The organism is Aeromonas sp. MTB (genome assembly GCF_056632455.1).
The window spans coordinates 2,162,576-2,179,414 of sequence record NZ_CP147026.1 but is presented as its reverse complement, the minus strand read 5'-3'; the positions used below and the strand labels follow the sequence as shown (position 1 = coordinate 2,179,414).

17 protein-coding genes are annotated in these 16,839 nt (G+C 57.3%); 2 read left to right on the top strand and 15 right to left on the bottom strand.

The genetic code is table 11. The features are described from left to right. Positions 1 to 280: 280 nt before the first annotated feature. The 13 genes from WBR25_RS10030 to yceD form a co-directional block, all read right to left on the bottom strand. The gene (locus WBR25_RS10030; protein WP_128835688.1) at positions 281 to 1,060 is read right to left on the bottom strand and encodes a TatD family hydrolase; all 780 of its coding nucleotides are present in this window, start codon (positions 1,058 to 1,060) and stop codon (positions 281 to 283) included. A 24-nt stretch (positions 1,061 to 1,084) separates the two neighbouring features. Further along, the gene (gene holB / locus WBR25_RS10025; RefSeq protein ID WP_479749781.1) at positions 1,085 to 2,032 is read right to left on the bottom strand and encodes a DNA polymerase III subunit delta'; all 948 of its coding nucleotides are present in this window, start codon (positions 2,030 to 2,032) and stop codon (positions 1,085 to 1,087) included. Further along, a complete protein-coding gene (gene tmk / locus WBR25_RS10020; protein ID WP_144713191.1) occupies positions 2,017 to 2,658 on the bottom strand; it encodes a dTMP kinase in 642 nt (213 codons plus the stop codon). Before tmk ends, holB begins: the two co-directional genes overlap by 16 nt. Then, entirely contained in the window at positions 2,658 to 3,659 is a 1,002-nt protein-coding gene (gene mltG, locus WBR25_RS10015; RefSeq protein ID WP_421337705.1) for an endolytic transglycosylase MltG, read from the bottom strand. The genes tmk and mltG overlap by 1 nt, the downstream gene beginning before the upstream one ends. Continuing rightward, positions 3,649 to 4,455, bottom strand: coding sequence for an aminodeoxychorismate lyase (gene pabC, locus WBR25_RS10010; protein WP_064337926.1), 807 nt, complete (start codon positions 4,453 to 4,455; stop codon positions 3,649 to 3,651). The genes mltG and pabC overlap by 11 nt, the downstream gene beginning before the upstream one ends. A gap of 70 nt (positions 4,456 to 4,525) precedes the next feature. Beyond that, a complete protein-coding gene (gene fabF / locus WBR25_RS10005; RefSeq protein WP_005333158.1) occupies positions 4,526 to 5,767 on the bottom strand; it encodes a beta-ketoacyl-ACP synthase II in 1,242 nt (413 codons plus the stop codon). Positions 5,768 to 5,849: 82 nt separating this feature from the next. Beyond that, positions 5,850 to 6,086, bottom strand: a complete 237-nt coding sequence (acpP, locus tag WBR25_RS10000; protein WP_005300909.1) for an acyl carrier protein — start codon at positions 6,084 to 6,086, stop codon at positions 5,850 to 5,852. 158 nt (positions 6,087 to 6,244) lie between these two features. Then, entirely contained in the window at positions 6,245 to 6,979 is a 735-nt protein-coding gene (gene fabG, locus WBR25_RS09995; protein ID WP_005333159.1) for a 3-oxoacyl-ACP reductase FabG, read from the bottom strand. A gap of 13 nt (positions 6,980 to 6,992) precedes the next feature. Beyond that, complete coding sequence (gene fabD / locus WBR25_RS09990) at positions 6,993 to 7,928, bottom strand: ACP S-malonyltransferase (protein WP_479749903.1); 936 nt, start codon at positions 7,926 to 7,928, stop codon at positions 6,993 to 6,995. Positions 7,929 to 7,999: 71 nt separating this feature from the next. Next, entirely contained in the window at positions 8,000 to 8,959 is a 960-nt protein-coding gene (locus WBR25_RS09985) for a beta-ketoacyl-ACP synthase III (protein WP_040065495.1), read from the bottom strand. Positions 8,960 to 8,966: 7 nt separating this feature from the next. Beyond that, positions 8,967 to 9,986, bottom strand: coding sequence for a phosphate acyltransferase PlsX (plsX, locus tag WBR25_RS09980; RefSeq protein ID WP_005351844.1), 1,020 nt, complete (start codon positions 9,984 to 9,986; stop codon positions 8,967 to 8,969). 9 nt (positions 9,987 to 9,995) lie between these two features. Then, the gene (gene rpmF / locus WBR25_RS09975; protein ID WP_005300935.1) at positions 9,996 to 10,163 is read right to left on the bottom strand and encodes a 50S ribosomal protein L32; all 168 of its coding nucleotides are present in this window, start codon (positions 10,161 to 10,163) and stop codon (positions 9,996 to 9,998) included. 19 nt (positions 10,164 to 10,182) lie between these two features. Then, positions 10,183 to 10,704 (bottom strand): 23S rRNA accumulation protein YceD, encoded by a 522-nt coding sequence (yceD, locus tag WBR25_RS09970; RefSeq protein WP_013723766.1) that lies wholly within the window; start codon positions 10,702 to 10,704, stop codon positions 10,183 to 10,185. Positions 10,705 to 10,823: 119 nt separating this feature from the next. Here yceD and WBR25_RS09965 point away from each other — a divergent pair, with 119 nt between their 5' ends. Then, the gene (locus WBR25_RS09965; protein WP_479749780.1) at positions 10,824 to 11,405 is read left to right on the top strand and encodes a Maf family protein; all 582 of its coding nucleotides are present in this window, start codon (positions 10,824 to 10,826) and stop codon (positions 11,403 to 11,405) included. Positions 11,406 to 11,506: 101 nt separating this feature from the next. On the opposite strand, the gene WBR25_RS09960 is transcribed toward WBR25_RS09965, so the two are convergent. After that, entirely contained in the window at positions 11,507 to 12,169 is a 663-nt protein-coding gene (locus WBR25_RS09960) for an HAD-IA family hydrolase (protein WP_479749779.1), read from the bottom strand. After that, the gene (gene rluC, locus WBR25_RS09955) at positions 12,169 to 13,113 is read right to left on the bottom strand and encodes a 23S rRNA pseudouridine(955/2504/2580) synthase RluC (RefSeq protein WP_205759536.1); all 945 of its coding nucleotides are present in this window, start codon (positions 13,111 to 13,113) and stop codon (positions 12,169 to 12,171) included. The genes WBR25_RS09960 and rluC overlap by 1 nt, the downstream gene beginning before the upstream one ends. Positions 13,114 to 13,526: 413 nt before the next feature. Here rluC and rne point away from each other — a divergent pair, with 413 nt between their 5' ends. Further along, positions 13,527 to 16,619 (top strand): ribonuclease E, encoded by a 3,093-nt coding sequence (rne, locus tag WBR25_RS09950; RefSeq protein WP_479749778.1) that lies wholly within the window; start codon positions 13,527 to 13,529, stop codon positions 16,617 to 16,619. Positions 16,620 to 16,839 lie beyond the last annotated feature (220 nt).

Here is a 16,839-nt window from a genome sequence, read left to right as displayed (position 1 = left end):
TCTATGATTCATATGAAGTTTGAGAGGATCTTACAGGATCCTTTCCATACATCAAGTATTGATAATGAATATTATCGATACTTACAGCCTGATGTTTTTATACCTCTTGGCCACATTAGATAAACGAAACATCGGAATATGATTCGACTCAGTTTGTATGGATGAACAGGTTACATAGACTGGGTAAATGTGAGAGATAACATGGTTCGGTGTTGATATTCAGGTGGGTAATAAGATTGGTATTTGAAATATAAAAGCCCCGAGCAACGGGGCTTATGTGTTATTTTTTCGCCAGCTTGAAGAGTTCAAAGAAATTTCGGCTGGTGGCTTCTGCCAATTCGTTAAGCGGAATATGGCGCAGGTCGGCAATAAACTGGGCAACGTCTCGCACAAAGGCGGGTTCGTTCTCCCTCCCCCGATGCGGCACGGGGGCAAGATAGGGCGAGTCGGTCTCGACCAGCAATCTGTCGAGGGGCAGAGTCTTGACCACCTCTTGCAGGGCAGACGCATTTTTGAAGGTAGCGATCCCCGAGATGGAGATATAGAACCCCATCGCCATTGCTGCTTCTGCCATTTCGAGGGATTCGGTGAAGCAGTGCAGCACACCGCCAACCTGATCAGCGCCCTCTTCACGCATGATCTGCAAGGTATCTTGCTGGGCATCGCGGGTATGGATGATCAGCGGCTTGTTCAGTGCACGAGCGACCCGAATATGTTCACGAAAGGAGGCTTGCTGCACCTCTTTGTTCTCGGGGGAGTAGAAGTAGTCGAGCCCAGTTTCGCCGATGGCGATCACTCTTGCGTCAGCAGCCTGTGTCAGCAACAAGGCTGCATCCACCCCGGGTTCCTGATTGAGCGGGTGTACCCCGCAGGAGGCAAACACCTGGGGATAGGGAGCGATCGCCTCGAGCATGGTCGGGAACTGTGCCTGAGTCACACTGACACAGAGAAAATATCCCACGTCCAGTTTCGCGGCCTTGGCCAGCACATCGGCCATGCTGGTCTGCTTGCTACCATAGCTGAGGCGATCGAGATGACAGTGGGAATCAACGAGTAACATATAAAACCTTCTGCTTGTCGGTACTTATAACCAGCGACTGAGCCAGTTCATCAGATGGATGGTGGGATTGGAGAGCTGACCCGGCTGACATGCCGCTTTCAGGGCAACCAGATCTTGTTCTGCCTCCAGCAGTTTTTCGCTGGAGTGCTGCTCCGCCAACCGTTGACTCAAGATGGCCAGATCAGGCATGGCCAGCTGATGGTGACCACATCCGGCCTGGGTTTTCAGGGCATCGCACAAGAAGAGCTGCAACCAGTGCAACCTGACCTGCGTCTCCTGACCAAGCTGGCTGCACAAAGCCGTTGCCTTGACCGGACTTTGACTCAGGGCGACAAACTGTTCCAGCAGTTCGCGGCGAGTCCCATCCTGTTGCTGCTCGATATAGTCGAGTACCCGCAGCGGGGCCCCCTGACAGATCCGCACCTGAGCCAGCGTGGCCTGATGACCCTGCTCGGCCAGCCAGCGTACCGTCTCCCCTTCCGCTGGCAACTGACACACATGTTTGTGACAGCGGCTGAGGATGGTGGGGAGCAGCCGGGAAATCTGGGAGGCAATCAGCAACAGCAAGCTGTCGCCGGCCGGCTCCTCCAGGGTTTTCAGCAGGGCGTTGGCCGCCGATTCGGTCATCCGCTCCGCATCCGGGATGATCACCACTTTGCCCCGGCCGAGCTGGGCCGAGTTCTGCAGCCGGGTGCAGATCTCGCGAATGGCCTCGACCCCGATGGTCTTGCTGTCGCGAGTTATGGTGCCGAGGTCCGGGTGGTTGCCCTTGTCAAACAACTGGCAAGAGTGGCACTGACCGCACGGCTCTCCGCGATCCGGTTGCTGGCAAAGGTGTAAACGCGCCAGCCGCTCGGCCAGTTGCTCCTTGCCAAGACCGGGATCGCCCAACAGCAACCAGGCGTGGCCGAGACGACCGGACTGGGCCGTCTGGCTCAGGGCATGCCAGTCAGGGATCAGCCAGGGATACATAGCGGCTCGTTCGACAGATAGTGATCCAATGCACACTCGATGGCAGCTTTGACCTGTTCCGGCGTTTGCGCCGCATCGATCACCACAATTGAATCATCCTTGGCGGCCAGTTCGAGATAACGAGTTCGGGTACGCTCGAAGAAGCTCAGTTGCTCCAGTTCGATGCGATCCAGCTCGCCGCGATGGCGGGCGCGCTGCAAGCCAAGGGCAGGATCGATATCGAGATAGAGGGTAAGATCCGGCTTGAAGTTGCCGAGCACCGCCTGCTTGATGGCTCCGATAAGCTGGGCATCGATACCACGGCCGCCACCCTGATAGGCCTGGGAGGAGAGATCGTGGCGATCCCCCACCACCCAGACACCATCGGCCAGTGCGGGTTTGATGCGTGTCTCCACCAGTTGTACCCGGGAGGCATACATCAGCAGCAATTCCGCCTCGATGGTGAGGCGCTCGTCGTGCACCTCTTTGACGATGGCCCGCATCCGCTCGGCCAGTGGCGTACCACCCGGCTCGCGGGTGCACTCGATCCGGTTGATGCCGTGGCGCTGCAGATAGTCGGTCACATAACGCACGGCCGAGCTCTTCCCTGCCCCTTCCAATCCTTCGATCACAATAAATTTAGACATTAGGGTTTCTTCAATATGTATTCGCGAACCGCCCGATTGTGTTCATCGAGGGTCTTGGAGAAATAGTGGGCACCGCCCCCCTTGGCGACAAAGTAGAGATAGTCGGTCGATTTGGGGTTGAGCGCTGCTTCGATGGAGGCCTTGCCCGGCATGGCGATGGGCGTGGGCGGCAGACCGTCGATCACATAAGTGTTGTAGGGATTCTTGTCGGTCAGATCGCTGCGGCGAATGTTGCCATCGTAGCGATCTTTCACCCCGTAAATGACGGTGGGATCGGTTTGCAACTTCATGCCCAGACGCAGACGATTGACAAACACTGAGGCGATCTGCGCCCGTTCGTCCGGCTGGCCGGTCTCTTTCTCGATGATGGAGGCCATGATTAACGCCTCATAGGGCGTTTTGTAAGGCAGGTTGGCCTGACGTTTCTCCCAGCTCTGCTGCAGGAACGTCTCCATATCCTGATGAGCGCGACGCAAGATCGAGAGATCGCTGGCATGGGTGGTATAGGCGTAGGTTTCCGGCAGGAACCACCCCTCCAGCTTGCCATTCTCGATGCCGAGCTCCTGCGCCAGGTCGGCTTCGGATTGCTCGACGGTCAATCGCTCAAGGTATGGGGCGCTGGAGAGTTGCTTCTGCCAATCCTCGAAACGGGAACCTTCGACGAAGGTGAGACTGAAGTGAAACTCCTTGCCCGATGTGAACAGAGAAAGGGTCTCCTTGAGAGGGGCCCCTTCCTTTATTTCATAGGTGCCCGATTTGATGGCCACCAGTTCGGGATGGCTGCGCAGCCAGAGCCGCACCGCCCAGGGGCTGGCTTCCCCCTCACCCAGTTCGGCGATGAGGCGCGCCGCATGGGCGCCCTTCTCCACCGTAAAGAGCCGGGTCGGCCCCTTGTTGGTGAGCGTCTCTACCTGTTGCCATTTGTAATGTACATAGCCCCCGGCAGCGGCTACCGTCAGTGCCGCCCCCGCGAGCAGGGTGTAAAGCCGATTAAACTTCAATGACCAAACGCTCCTGTAAACGGCGACTCAATACCGCTGGGGGATAATGGATATCCTCGATGCCATTGACCGGCACGACCCCCATCAGGGTATTGGTGAGCCACACCTCTTCCGCCTGCCATAGTGACTCCAGCGGAGCCTCTACCACACGCAACTCAATACTCATCTGTTTCAACATCGCCATCACCTGGCGGCGCATGATGCCATCGACACCACCGCGGGCGAGATCGGGCGTAAACACCGTCTTGCCCCGACGCCAAAACAGATTGGCACTGACCCCTTCAATGAGAAAACCTCGACTGTTCAGCACTATCCCTTCGACTGCATTTCGGCTGACAAGTTCGCTTTTCAGCAATACCTGCTCCAGACGATTCAAGGTTTTAAGCCCGGCCAGCATGGGAGCATCACCGATCCGCTGGCGGCACACCACCATCTCGATCCCCTCCTGTTGCCACTGGCCATAGTGAGTGGGAAATGGCGCCAGAGTGACAATCCGGGTTGTGTGCTGACATCCGCTGCCGTCATAGCCCCGCCCCCCCTCGCCGCGGGTCAGGATCACCTTGGCCACGCATTGTGGCTGGTCGGCCACCATCTCTTCAACCTCTCGGGTCAAGAGATCCCAGTCCGGTTCAACCAATCCCAGCCGGTTGTTCGCCTGCTGCAACCGTGCCAGATGGGCAGGCCACTGCAACACGCGACCTTCCCTGACCGCCATGGTGGTGAAATGGCCGTCACCATAGGCCAGCCCCCGATCATGGGCCGAGATGGTATCAAGCTTCATGCCATTGATAAGCAAAGGGATCCCTCCGATAAAAAAGGCCCGATACCGGGGCAGTATCGGGCCTGTGTCTTTGCCCTGCGGCAAATTATACGCGTTTGAAGATCAGTGAGCCATTGGTGCCGCCAAAACCAAACGAGTTGGACAGGGCGTACTCGAAGCTGCCTGGCTTGGCCACATGGGGTACCAGATCCAGATCGCACTCTTCATCCGGGTTGTCCAGGTTGATGGTGGGCGGAGCCACCTGATCACGCAGGGCCAACACAGTGATGATCGCCTCGATGGCACCGGCGGCGCCCAGCAGGTGACCTGTCATGGACTTGGTAGAGCTCACCATCAGGGATTTGGCGTGCTCACCAAACACCGACTTCATGCCACGCAGCTCGGCCACATCACCCAGCGGGGTGGAGGTACCGTGCGCGTTGATGTAACCAATCTGCTCGGGGGCAATGCCGGCATCCTTGATGGCATTTTTCATGGCGCGAGCACCACCGTTGCCATCTGCGGGAGGAGCAGTCATGTGGTACGCGTCACCGCTCATGCCAAAACCGACCAGCTCGGCGTAGATCTTGGCGCCACGGGCCTTGGCGTGTTCGTACTCTTCCAGCACCAGTACACCGGCACCGTCACCCAGCACGAAACCATCGCGATCTTTATCCCACGGACGGCTCGCTTTTTGCGGCTCGTCGTTGCGGTTGGAGAGTGCCTTGGCGGCAGCGAAGCCACCCATCCCCATCGCGGTAGAGGCTTTCTCCGCACCACCGGCGACCATCACGTCGGCATCACCGTAAGCGATCATCCGGCCAGCCATGCCGATGGCATGGGTACCCGTGGTACAGGCGGTAGTCACGGCGATGTTCGGCCCTTGCAGACCTTTCATGATGGAAAGATGACCGGACACCATATTGATGATGGTGGACGGAACGAAGAAGGGACTGATCTTGCGCGGGCCGCCGTTGACCAAGCTTTCGTGGTTCTGTTCAATCAGACCCAGACCGCCGATACCGGAGCCAATCGCCACGCCGACACGTTCGGCATTCTCTTCATTGATGGTCAGGCCGGAATCATCCAGCGCTTGCATACCGGCCGCGATGCCGTATTGAATGAAGAGATCCATCTTGCGAGCGTCTTTACGGTTGATACCGTACTGCTCGGGATCGAAATCCTTGACCAGACCTGCGAAGCGGGTTGCAAACTCGCTGGCATCAAAATGTTCGATAAGGGAAATGCCGCTCTGCCCGTTGAGCAGTGCTTGCCAGCTGGATTCGGCAGTGTTACCCACCGGGGAAAGCATCCCCAAGCCGGTCACCACGACTCTGCGTTTTGACACTGAGGTAGTCTCCGAGAGGTGTTTTGAAAAGGAACAAATACAAAAGAAGCGGCCCTTGGGCCGCTTCTTTCAGAACAGGAACTTATTCCTGATTAGCGGTGATGTAGTCGATAGCCGCTTGAACAGTGGTGATCTTCTCGGCTTCTTCATCAGGAATTTCGGTATCGAATTCTTCTTCCAGCGCCATTACCAGTTCAACGGTATCCAAAGAGTCAGCGCCCAGGTCGTCGACGAAGGAGGCAGCGTTCTTAACGTCTTCCTCTTTAACACCCAGTTGTTCGATGATGATTTTCTTTACGCGTTCTTCGATGTTGCTCATGACCTGAATTTTCCTTTAAAAATACGCTATTTGCGTCTGGTTGGGGTAGTTTATTCAATTGACGTGAGTTTGCAAGTAGCTTGCCGCTGGTCAAACCACGAAATGTGCCAAACTTCGGCGTACTATCGCAAATTTGAACAGATCTTACGACAAATTGATTACACCATGTACATCCCGCCATTAACATGCAGGGTTTCGCCGGTGATATAGGCTGCTTCATCAGAAGCCAAGAATACCACAGCTGCGGCAATTTCTTTTGGATCACCCAAACGGGCGGCAGGCACCTGACTCATGATGCCGGCACGTTGATCGTCATTCAGGGCACGGGTCATGTCGGTTTCGATGAAACCGGGGGCAACCGCGTTCACTGTGATACCACGGGATGCCACTTCCCGCGCCAACGATTTGGTAAAACCAACCAGACCGGCCTTGGCGGCAGCATAGTTGACCTGACCGGCATTGCCCATGGTTCCCACCACGGAGCCAATGCTGATGATGCGACCGTGACGTTTCTTCATCATGGCACGCAACACCGGTTTGCTCAGACGGTAAAGCGAGGTCAGATTGGTATCGATGATCTCGTTCCACTCGTCATCTTTCATCCGCATCAACAGGTTGTCACGGGTGATCCCTGCGTTGTTGATCAGGATGTCGATGTCACCAAAACGCGCCTTGATGGCGGCGAAGACGGCTTCGATGGATTCCTGGCTGGTCACGTTCAGTGCCATGCCGCAACCATTCTCGCCCAGATAGGCGCTGATCGCCTCGGCACCGCTCTCGCTGGTCGCCGTACCGACCACTTTCGCGCCACGGGCCACGAATGTTTCGGCAATCGCACGGCCGATGCCACGACTGGCACCGGTCACCAACACAACCTTATCGGTAAAGCTCATCACTTGCTCCTGTTTACTTGATCTGGGCCAGCGCCTGCTCGAAAGAGGCGGCATCGTTGGCGTGAATACCTTCTACGCGCTTGTCGATGCGCTTGGCGAGCCCGGTCAACACTTTGCCCGGTCCCATCTCGATCTCGAGGGTAACCCCCTCATTGGCCATCCGCTCGACAGTCTCGGTCCAACGAACCGGGCTGAACAGCTGACGTACCAGCGCTTGCTTGATGGCGGCCGGATCCTGTTCACAGGATACGTCGACATTATTGATGACAGCGATGGTTGGAACCTTGATCTCGATCCCGTCCAGCGCAGCTGCCAGTTTTTCTGCGGCAGGTTTCATCAGCGCGCAGTGAGACGGCACGGAGACCGGCAGCGGCAGCGCACGCTTGGCGCCTGACTCTTTCATCAGCACGTTGGCGCGCTCAACGGCCTCTTTGTGACCGGCGATAACCACCTGGCCCGGGGAGTTGAAGTTGACCGGAGAGACCACCTGCCCTTCTGCCGCTTTTTCGCAGTTGGCGGCGATGGATTCGTTATCAAGGCCGATGATGGCCGCCATGGCCCCGGTGCCTTCCGGTACCGCTTCCTGCATGGCCAGACCACGCAACTCGACCAGTTTGACCGCATTGGCAAAATCGAGTGCGCCGCTGCAAACCAGCGCGGAGTACTCACCCAGGCTGTGACCCGCCATCATGGCAGGAGTTGCCCCACCCTGCTGTTGCCACAGGCGCCACAGGGCGACAGAGGCCGTCAGCAGCGCAGGCTGGGTGCGCCAGGTTTTGTTCAGATCTTCAACCGGACCATCCATCACCAGGGCAAACAGGTCATAACCCAGCACCTGACTCGCCTCGGCGAAGGTCTCCTTGATCACGGCATGTTGTTCGGCCAGCTCGGCCAGCATGCCAACGGACTGGGAACCTTGTCCCGGGAAGGCAATGGCAAATTGGGTCATCATTGATTCCTTTTAGATAAGACAAAAATGAAATCGGTGACGGGATGATGGGCACACCATCCCGCCGAAGATCAGAGGCGAACCAGCGCCGAGCCCCAGGCAAAACCGCCGCCGAAGGCCTCCAGCAGTACCAGCTGACCCGGTTTGATCCGGCCATCCCGCACCCCTTCGTCAAAGGCGACCGGAACGGAAGCGGCAGAGGTATTGCCGTGCTTGTCGAGGGTCAGCACCACTTTATCGAGGCTCATACCCAACTTCTTGGCAGTGGCGCTGATGATGCGGAAGTTGGCCTGATGTGGCACCAGCCAATCCAGCTCGCTCGGCTCGATGCCAGCAGCGGCCAACGTTTCGGTGACGATCTCGCTCAGACGGGTGACCGCGACCTTGAAGACATCGTTGCCCTTCATGTACATGTAGGCTTCGAGCTCGGCACCCGGCATGCCGCGACGAGGGTGCGGCAGCTTGAGCAGCTCGCCATAACGGCCATCGGCATGGAGATGGGTAGAGAGGATGCCCGGCGTCTCGCTGGCACCGACAATCACAGCCCCTGCCCCATCACCAAACAGGATGATGGTGCCGCGATCTTGCGGATCGCACATGCGGGAGAGCACATCGGCCCCGACGACCAGCACATGGCGGGCTGCGCCGGATTTGACGAACTGATCGGCAATGGAGAGTGCGTAGGTGAAACCGGCACAGGCAGCTGCCACGTCAAAGGCAGGAATGCCCGGTACGCCGAGCAGCCCCTGCAGCTCGCAGGCGGCAGCCGGGAAGGCATTTTCAGCACTGGTGGTGGCCAGCACTATCATATCGAGATCGGCAGCGGTCAAACCGGCTGCATCCAGGGCGCGCAGAGCGGCCTGGTAAGAGAGGGTGGCAACGGTTTCGTCAGCCCCGGCAATACGGCGCTCACGGATACCGGTGCGTTCCACGATCCACTCATCACTGGTCTCAACCATCTGCTCGAGATCGGCGTTGGTACGCACTGAACTCGGCAGGTAGCTGCCAGTACCCAGAATTTTGCTATGCATAGAGTTCTTATAGATCCCTGTCAGAGAAGACAGCTTCAAGGCGATCTGCTATTTGCAGTGGAAGTTGATGTTTGGCCTCTTGTGCGGCCAGCAGGATCGCATTACACAGGGCGCGCCGTTCGGCCCGCCCATGACTTTTTACCACAATGCCGCGCAATCCTAACAGACTTGCTCCGTTATACTGGTCGGGGTTCAGGTAAGAAAAACGCCGTTTGAACATAAATCCGGCGATCCGGCCAAGAAAAGTGCGTTTCTTGCGGGGATATCCGGCCAGCTGGGCCATCATCCGCACCACCCCTTCTGCCGTCTTGAGGGCGACATTGCCGACAAAACCGTCGCAGACGATCACGTCGCTGTCGCCGCTGAAGATGCGATCCCCTTCTACAAACCCGACATAATTGAGCGCGTGGCACTGACGCAACAATTCGGCGCTGTGGCGCACCAGATCGTTGCCCTTGATCTCCTCCTCGCCGATGTTGAGCAAGGCAACACGGGGGGATGCAATGCCTTCTACCTTTTCGGCCACGACGGAGCCCATCACCGCAAACTGCAGCAAGGTATCCGCATCGCAACTGACGTTGGCGCCTAGATCCAGCATCACGGTGCGTTTGCCACTCAATGTTGGCAACGCCTTGATGAGGGCGGGTCTGTCTACCCCGGGCAGGGATTTGAGCACGCACTTAGCCATCGCCATCAACGCACCGGTATTGCCGGCGCTCACGCATGCATCGGCCTCACCGGCTTTCACCAGATTGAGTACCACCCGCATGGAGGAGTCTTTCAGAGTACGCAGCGCCACGATCGGTTTATCGCCCATGCCAACCACCTGGGATGCATGTACGAAACGAACGCGGGGATGATTCAGCAAGCCATGTTGCTGCAGCAGAGAGGAGGTCTGATGTTGGTCACCGACCAGGATCAGTTTTAGCTGAGGTAAAAGAGACAGTGCCTGCACGGCGGCAGGCACTGTTTCCGAGGGGCCAATATCTCCCCCCATGATGTCTAGCGCGACAGTTTGCGTAGACAAAGGCAATCCTTAAGCGATTACCTTTTTACCGCGGTAGAAACCATCGGCAGTCACGTGGTGACGACGATGAATTTCGCCACTGGTCTGATCAACAGTCAGGGCAGCGGTGGTCAGCGCATCGTGGGAACGACGCATGCCACGCTTGGCACGGGTTTTACGGTTCTGTTGTACGGCCATTGTAGGCTAACTCCTAAATTCACTTACGTTTAAGCTCTTCAAGAACTGCAAAGGGATTCGGCCGCTCATCAGCAGGTTCGATTTCACCCCAGGTCATCTCCATGTTTCCTCTCGGGCATGCATCCAGAGAATGCATAGCGACTTGAGGCAACGAGAGGATGAGTTCATCCTCCAGGATTTGATGAAGATCTATCTCGCCGTTTTCGTCCAACTCAATGGGCTCATAAGCTTCCGGCAGTTCTTCCTCGTTTGTTCTTTCGAACAGCGGAGTGTAGATAAATTCAGCTTCACAGAGGTGTTCGAATGTCTCTCCGCAACGTTGGCAAACCAGGTCAACCTTGGCATGGGCAGTGCCTTTCATAACGGTCAACTTCTGGACATCTTTGCCAAAGTGCAGTGATACATCGATATCACTCTGCAAGCCAGCGGTTGATTCCTCCAGCCTGGGCATCTGCGACTTTTCCACTATCCCGATGTAATCGAGCAGCTTCAAGGCACTACGGACTGGATCAACCTTAACGGGCAACTTCACCTTTTGCATAGGGCGCGAATAATATAGGTCCAACAACTGATAGTCAAAGGAAAAAGTCCTTACCGCCGATGATTTTAACGTCACAAGTCCCTAGAATGCCGGTACCTGCTTTCATCGGTAACTCGATTATGCCACAGAATCTGATCCTCGCCTCAACTTCTCGCTATCGCAAAGCCCTGCTGGAGAAGCTCGGTCTCCCCTTTGAATGTGCCGCCCCCGATGTGGATGAGCGACCACTGGCTGGCGAATCCGCCGAGACGCTGGTGGCCAGACTGGCTCGTGCCAAGGCTGATGCCATCGCCGGGCAACGTGATCACGGATTGATCATCGGATCTGATCAGGTGTGTGTCTGCGATAATCACATCCTCGGCAAACCGGGCACCATCGACAATGCCATCGCCCAGCTGATGGCGGCTCAAGGTCGCAGCGTCACCTTCTACACCGGCCTGTGTGTGGTAAATGCCGCAACCGGTGAGGCTCATCAACTGGTGGAACCTTTCACCGTCCATTTTCGCAACCTCGATGAAGCCGCCATTCGCCGCTATGTAGAGGCTGAATTGCCCCTAGATTGTGCAGGCAGCTTCAAATGTGAAGGGATGGGCATCGCGCTGTTCAAGGGGCTGGAGGGGCGCGATCCTAACGCCTTGATCGGTCTACCACTGATCGGCCTGCTCGAGCTGCTGGAGCGCCACGGTATTGCCCTGCCCTGATTGCGGACGAAATAGATAAGCTAGATCGAGCATATAAAAAGCCCGGTCAATACACCGGGCTTCTGTTATCAAGCAGATCGATATCTCTTAAAGAGAAGCGTCTATAACAGCTCGCGAAGAGCCGCCATGGAATCCACCACCGCCACAGGCCCGTGACGACTGAGGGCATCGCGGCTATCCACCCCCCAGGTGACACCAATACGCGGCATGGCGATCGCCTCGGCCATCGCCATATCGTGAACAGAGTCGCCGATCATTACCGCCTGCCGGGTTGACAGCCCCAGCTCGTTCAGGATCTGCTCAAGCATCAGCGGATCAGGCTTGGAGCGAGCCTCATCGGCCCCGCGACCGGTTACAAACAACGGGCGCAGTCCGGTCTCATCCAATACCCGATCCAGCCCACTGCGTGATTTGCCGGTCGCGACGGCCAGTTGCAGCCCTCGTGACCGCCAATCATGCAGCAACTCCCCTGCCCCGGAAAACAACGGGCTGGGGGTGGCATCGTGCAGATAGTGATGACGATAGCGATCGATGAGTACGGCAATCTGGCGCTCACCGCTGGTAGCACCACTGCCACTGCATAAGGGGAACAGACGGGGCATGGCGACATCGAGGCTCAATCCGATGATCTGCCGGATCTGGGCTGGAGCAGGAACCGCCAGCTCACAATCTCTGGCGGCCCCCTGCACACAGGCCACAATCCGGCCCACCGAATCCATCAGGGTACCGTCCCAATCGAAAATGGCGAGCCGGATATCCTGCATCAGCGTGGCAAGCCGTTGAGGAAGTTGTCGAGTTCAGGTGCCAGCGGTGCTTCTACCTGCATCTCGCGACCATCGGCCGGATGGGTGAAGCTGAGCTTCCAGGCATGCAAAAAGAGCCGTTTCAGCCCTTGGTTGCGCATTTTCTCGTCAAACGCCGCTTCACCGTACTTATCGTCACAGGCGATCGGATGACCGGCATGCAGGGTATGCACGCGGATCTGGTGGGTACGGCCAGTAATGGGGCTGCACTCGACCAGGGTCGCTTCGGCAAATTGACGCACGATGCGGAACCGGGTTTCGGAAGGCTTGCCATCGGCGCTGACCCGCACCACCCGCTCACCAGATTGCAGATCGTTCTTGCGTAGCGGCGCGTTGACCACCTTGACGTGAGCCTGCCACTTGCCTCGAACCAGCGCCAGATACTGCTTGCGCATGGTCTTGACCCGCAACTGCTCATGTAGGCTGCGCAGTGCGCTGCGCTTTTTAGCAACCAGCAGTACGCCTGAGGTATCGCGATCCAGTCGATGAACCAGCTCGAGGAAACGGGCTTCAGGCCGCAGTGCGCGCAGCCCTTCTATCACGCCAAAGCTCAGGCCGCTGCCACCGTGTACGGCCATGCCGGAGGGCTTGTTCAGCACGATCATGGCATCGTCCTCGAACAGGATCTGGCTCTCCAGACGCTGGATAACCCCGAGGTTTGCCGAAGGCAGCTCATTCTTCTCGGCAACGCGCACGGGGGGCACCCGCACCTCGTCACCTGCGCAGAGTTTGTACTCCGGTTTGATGCGCTTTTTGTTTACCCGCACTTCGCCTTTGCGAAGGATGCGATAGATCAGGCTCTTGGGGACGCCCTTTAGCTGAGTCTTGAGAAAATTGTCGATGCGCTGCCCGTCATGCTCAGCTTCGATGGTGAGCAGCTGCACTTGTTGTTGTATCTGTGTCATGGCGCGGATTTTAACACTGCCAGCGCCCCTTGGCTGCATGGTTTGTTGAAAAATGGCGCCTTGCTATAAAAGAGGTTTAAATGGGATAATAAACAAGGTTTTGTCATTGTGTTCAAGCCTTGTACTAAGTGGCCAAAAAGTATGCCACCCAATCCCGAAACACCGTGTATACAAGAACATGACGGTTCCCGGGTGCGAGGTACAACGCATGGAGAACACAAACATCACCGTTTATTTGTCTCCATTTCGGCATCCTTATTCATTCCTTCTCGAGAAGTGATGACCAGAACGCCCTTAGTTTGCGCCTCATGCATACCCCAACCGGGAGGTTGCCCCAGTATGCTGAAGACCCGAGGCCGGCGCTGGCAGGACCCAGATGGAGGAAATCAAAATGACACAATAATGAGAACTCAATGAAAAGAATGCTTATCAACGCAACTCAAGAAGAGGAGTTGCGCGTAGCGCTGGTTGACGGACAACAGCTCTACGATTTGGATATTGAAAGTCCGGGACACGAGCAGAAGAAAGCGAACATTTACAAGGGTAAGATCACCCGCGTAGAACCCAGCCTTGAAGCTGCTTTTGTCGACTACGGCGCCGAGCGCCACGGTTTCCTGCCGTTGAAGGAGATCGCCCGCAATTACTTCCCCTCCGGTTACTCCTATCAGGGTCGTCCCAACATCAAAGAAGTGGTCCGCGAAGGTCAGGAAGTTATCGTCCAGATCGACAAGGAAGAGCGTGGCACCAAGGGTGCAGCCCTCACCACCTTTATCAGCCTGGCAGGTAGCTACCTGGTACTGATGCCCAACAACCCCCGTGCCGGTGGTATCTCCCGCCGCATCGAGGGTGATGAGCGGACTGAGCTGAAAGAAGCCCTGAGCGGATTGACCGTGCCGGAAGGCATGGGCCTGATCGTACGTACCGCAGGTGTGGGCAAGTCGCCAGAAGAGCTGGAGTGGGATTTGAACGTCCTGCTCAACCACTGGGACTCCATCCACAAGGCCTCTCAGGAGCGCGCTGCGCCGGTGCTGATCCACCAGGAAAGCAACGTCATCGTGCGTGCCATCCGTGACTATCTGCGTCGCGATGTGGGCGAGATCCTGATCGACAATCCGGTGATTTTCGAACGCGCCAAGGCCCATATCGAGCTGGTACGTCCCGATTTCCTCAACCGCGTGAAGCTGTACAAGGGTGAAGTTGCCCTGTTCAACCACTTCCAGATTGAGAGCCAGATTGAATCAGCCTTCCAGCGTGAAGTGCGTCTCCCCTCCGGCGGCAGCATCGTTATCGATCCGACCGAAGCGCTGACCTCCATCGATATCAACTCCTCCCGCGCCACCAAGGGCGGCGATATCGAAGAGACTGCGCTGCAAACCAACCTGGAAGCGGCCGACGAAATTGCCCGTCAATTGCGTCTGCGCGACCTGGGTGGCCTGATCGTTATCGACTTCATCGACATGACGCCGGTTCGCCATCAGCGCGAAGTAGAAAACCGTCTGCGTGAAGCGGTTCATCAGGATCGCGCCCGCATCCAGCTGGGTCGTATCTCCCGTTTCGGTCTGCTGGAGATGTCTCGCCAGCGTCTGCGCCCTTCACTCAACGAGTCCAGCAGCCACATCTGCCCTCGTTGCCAGGGTCAAGGCGTGATCCGTGACAACGAATCCCTCGCCCTGTCCATCCTGCGTCTCATCGAAGAAGAGGCCATGAAGGACAACACCGAGCAGGTTCACGGCCAGGTGCCGGTGGATGTGGCCGCCTATCTGCTTAACGAGAAGCGTGCTGCCATCGCCAGTCTGGAACAGCGCAATGATGTGCGTGTTTACATCATTCCGAACCAGCATCTGGAAACCCCGCACTACGAAGTAACTCGTATTCGTCAGAACGAGATCCCGGAAGCGGCCAGCTACGAGCTGAAAACCGAGATTGCCAAGCCGGTCTACCAACCGAAGCAAGCTCAGGTGATCGAGCGTGAGCAACCGCTGCTGCAAGGCTTTGCCCAACCGGCACAACCGGCCCCTGTTGCACCGCAACATCCGGCGGCTCCCGTTGCTGCGGCCCCTGCCGAAGCCGGCTTCTTCAGCAAGCTGATCAAAGGCATTACCGGCCTGTTCAGCAGCGATGCTGCCCCTGCCGACGTGAAAGCGCCCGCCGAGAAACCTGCTGCTCGTGAAGCACGCAAGGATGAAGGTCAACGTCACCAGCGCGAAGAAGGCCGTGGCCGTGGTCAGCGTCCTCGTCGTGATGACAATCGTGGCAACCGCAACAATGCGGAAGCTGGCGAGAAGCGTGAAGGTGGCAACCGCGAAGCTGGTGAAAACCGCAATCGCCGTCCACGTAAAGAGCGCGAGCCTCGTCAGGAGCGTGAAGCTCGTGGTGAAGTGCGCAGCGAACAGCGCATGGAACGTGAACCCCGTCAGGAGCGCGAACCTCGCGAGCCGCGCCAGGAACGTGCGCCACGTCCAGCCCGTGAACCTCGTGCTCCCCGTGAGCCGCGCGCCGAAGTCGTTGTTGACGCGGTAGACGCCGTTGATGCAGCTGCCGCCCAGCCACGTCAGGAGAAAGAGCAGAAAGTGGCCGAGCGCCGCGAACGTCGCCAACTGCGCAAGCAGATCCGCGTCGATGTCGCCGCTGCTGACACCCCTGCCCTGCCGGTTGACGAAGTACCCGCGCAAGCTGAAGTGATCGATGCTAGCGTGGGTAACGAGCAGGAAGAGCAGAGTGAAGGCCAGCGCCGTTCACGCCGTACTCCGCGCAGCCAGCGCATCGAAGGCCAACGTCGCAAGCGTATTAATGAAGAAGCACGTAGCCAGCGTGATGAAGAGCAACAAGCCGAGCCTACTCTGACTACCGCCGCCCAGGCCGATATCGCCAAAGCGCAGGTTGAAGAGCCGGTAGTGCCTGTTGTCACCATCCCGAGCGCTGAAGCCGTAGCAGCTGCCCTGCAAGCCTCTGCGGCACTGACCGAGCATGTGGTTGTCGAAGCCGTTGCTGAAGAAGCTGCCGAGCAGGCTGCTGCCCAGGTTGAAGCAACTCAAACCGATGTGACCGCTAGCCCGGTTGTTGCAGCTGTCGCAGAAGTCGTGGTTGCAGCAGAGCCGGAAGTTGCCGTTGTCACCGCTACCGCTGTAGACGAGACTGCCGCTACCGTGGTTGAAACCGCTCCGGTTGTTGAAGAAGCCCCTGCTGTCAGCCCCTCTGTCGTAGAAGCTGTACCGGCTGCAGTCGAAATGCCAGTTGCGGTTGTCGAAGCCCCGGCTTCTGTCGCTGCCGTTGCGGTGGAAGAGACTCCGGTCGTGACCAAACAGGTAGCTCACGGTGCTGGCCTGCTGGCTCGTGCCCGCAAAGCATCCGCCCCAATGGCAACCCCTGCCGAAGCCCCTGCCCTTCCTGCTCATGAGCCGGTTAACTACCCGCCGCTGGTACGCAACGAAGTGAGCACATCAGGTCGTCATGGTGGCAGCACTGCCGCCGTCAACGTGGCCACCTGCCCGGCCGGTCGCCCCTAAGCAACCCGGGTTGACCCCCTAAACAAAAGCCACACCAACCGGTGTGGCTTTTTTATTTCTCTTTTCCCCTGTGCACTCACATACACATTAATACCTATGCTCGGCAAAACCGCTTTGTCTGTTATCTCTCTATCACTGAACACTGAGTTAACTTGTGTTTACTTTTTGACGTAACAGTGAAAGTCCATTTTCTACTTCTATGTTCAGCATGTTGCGAATT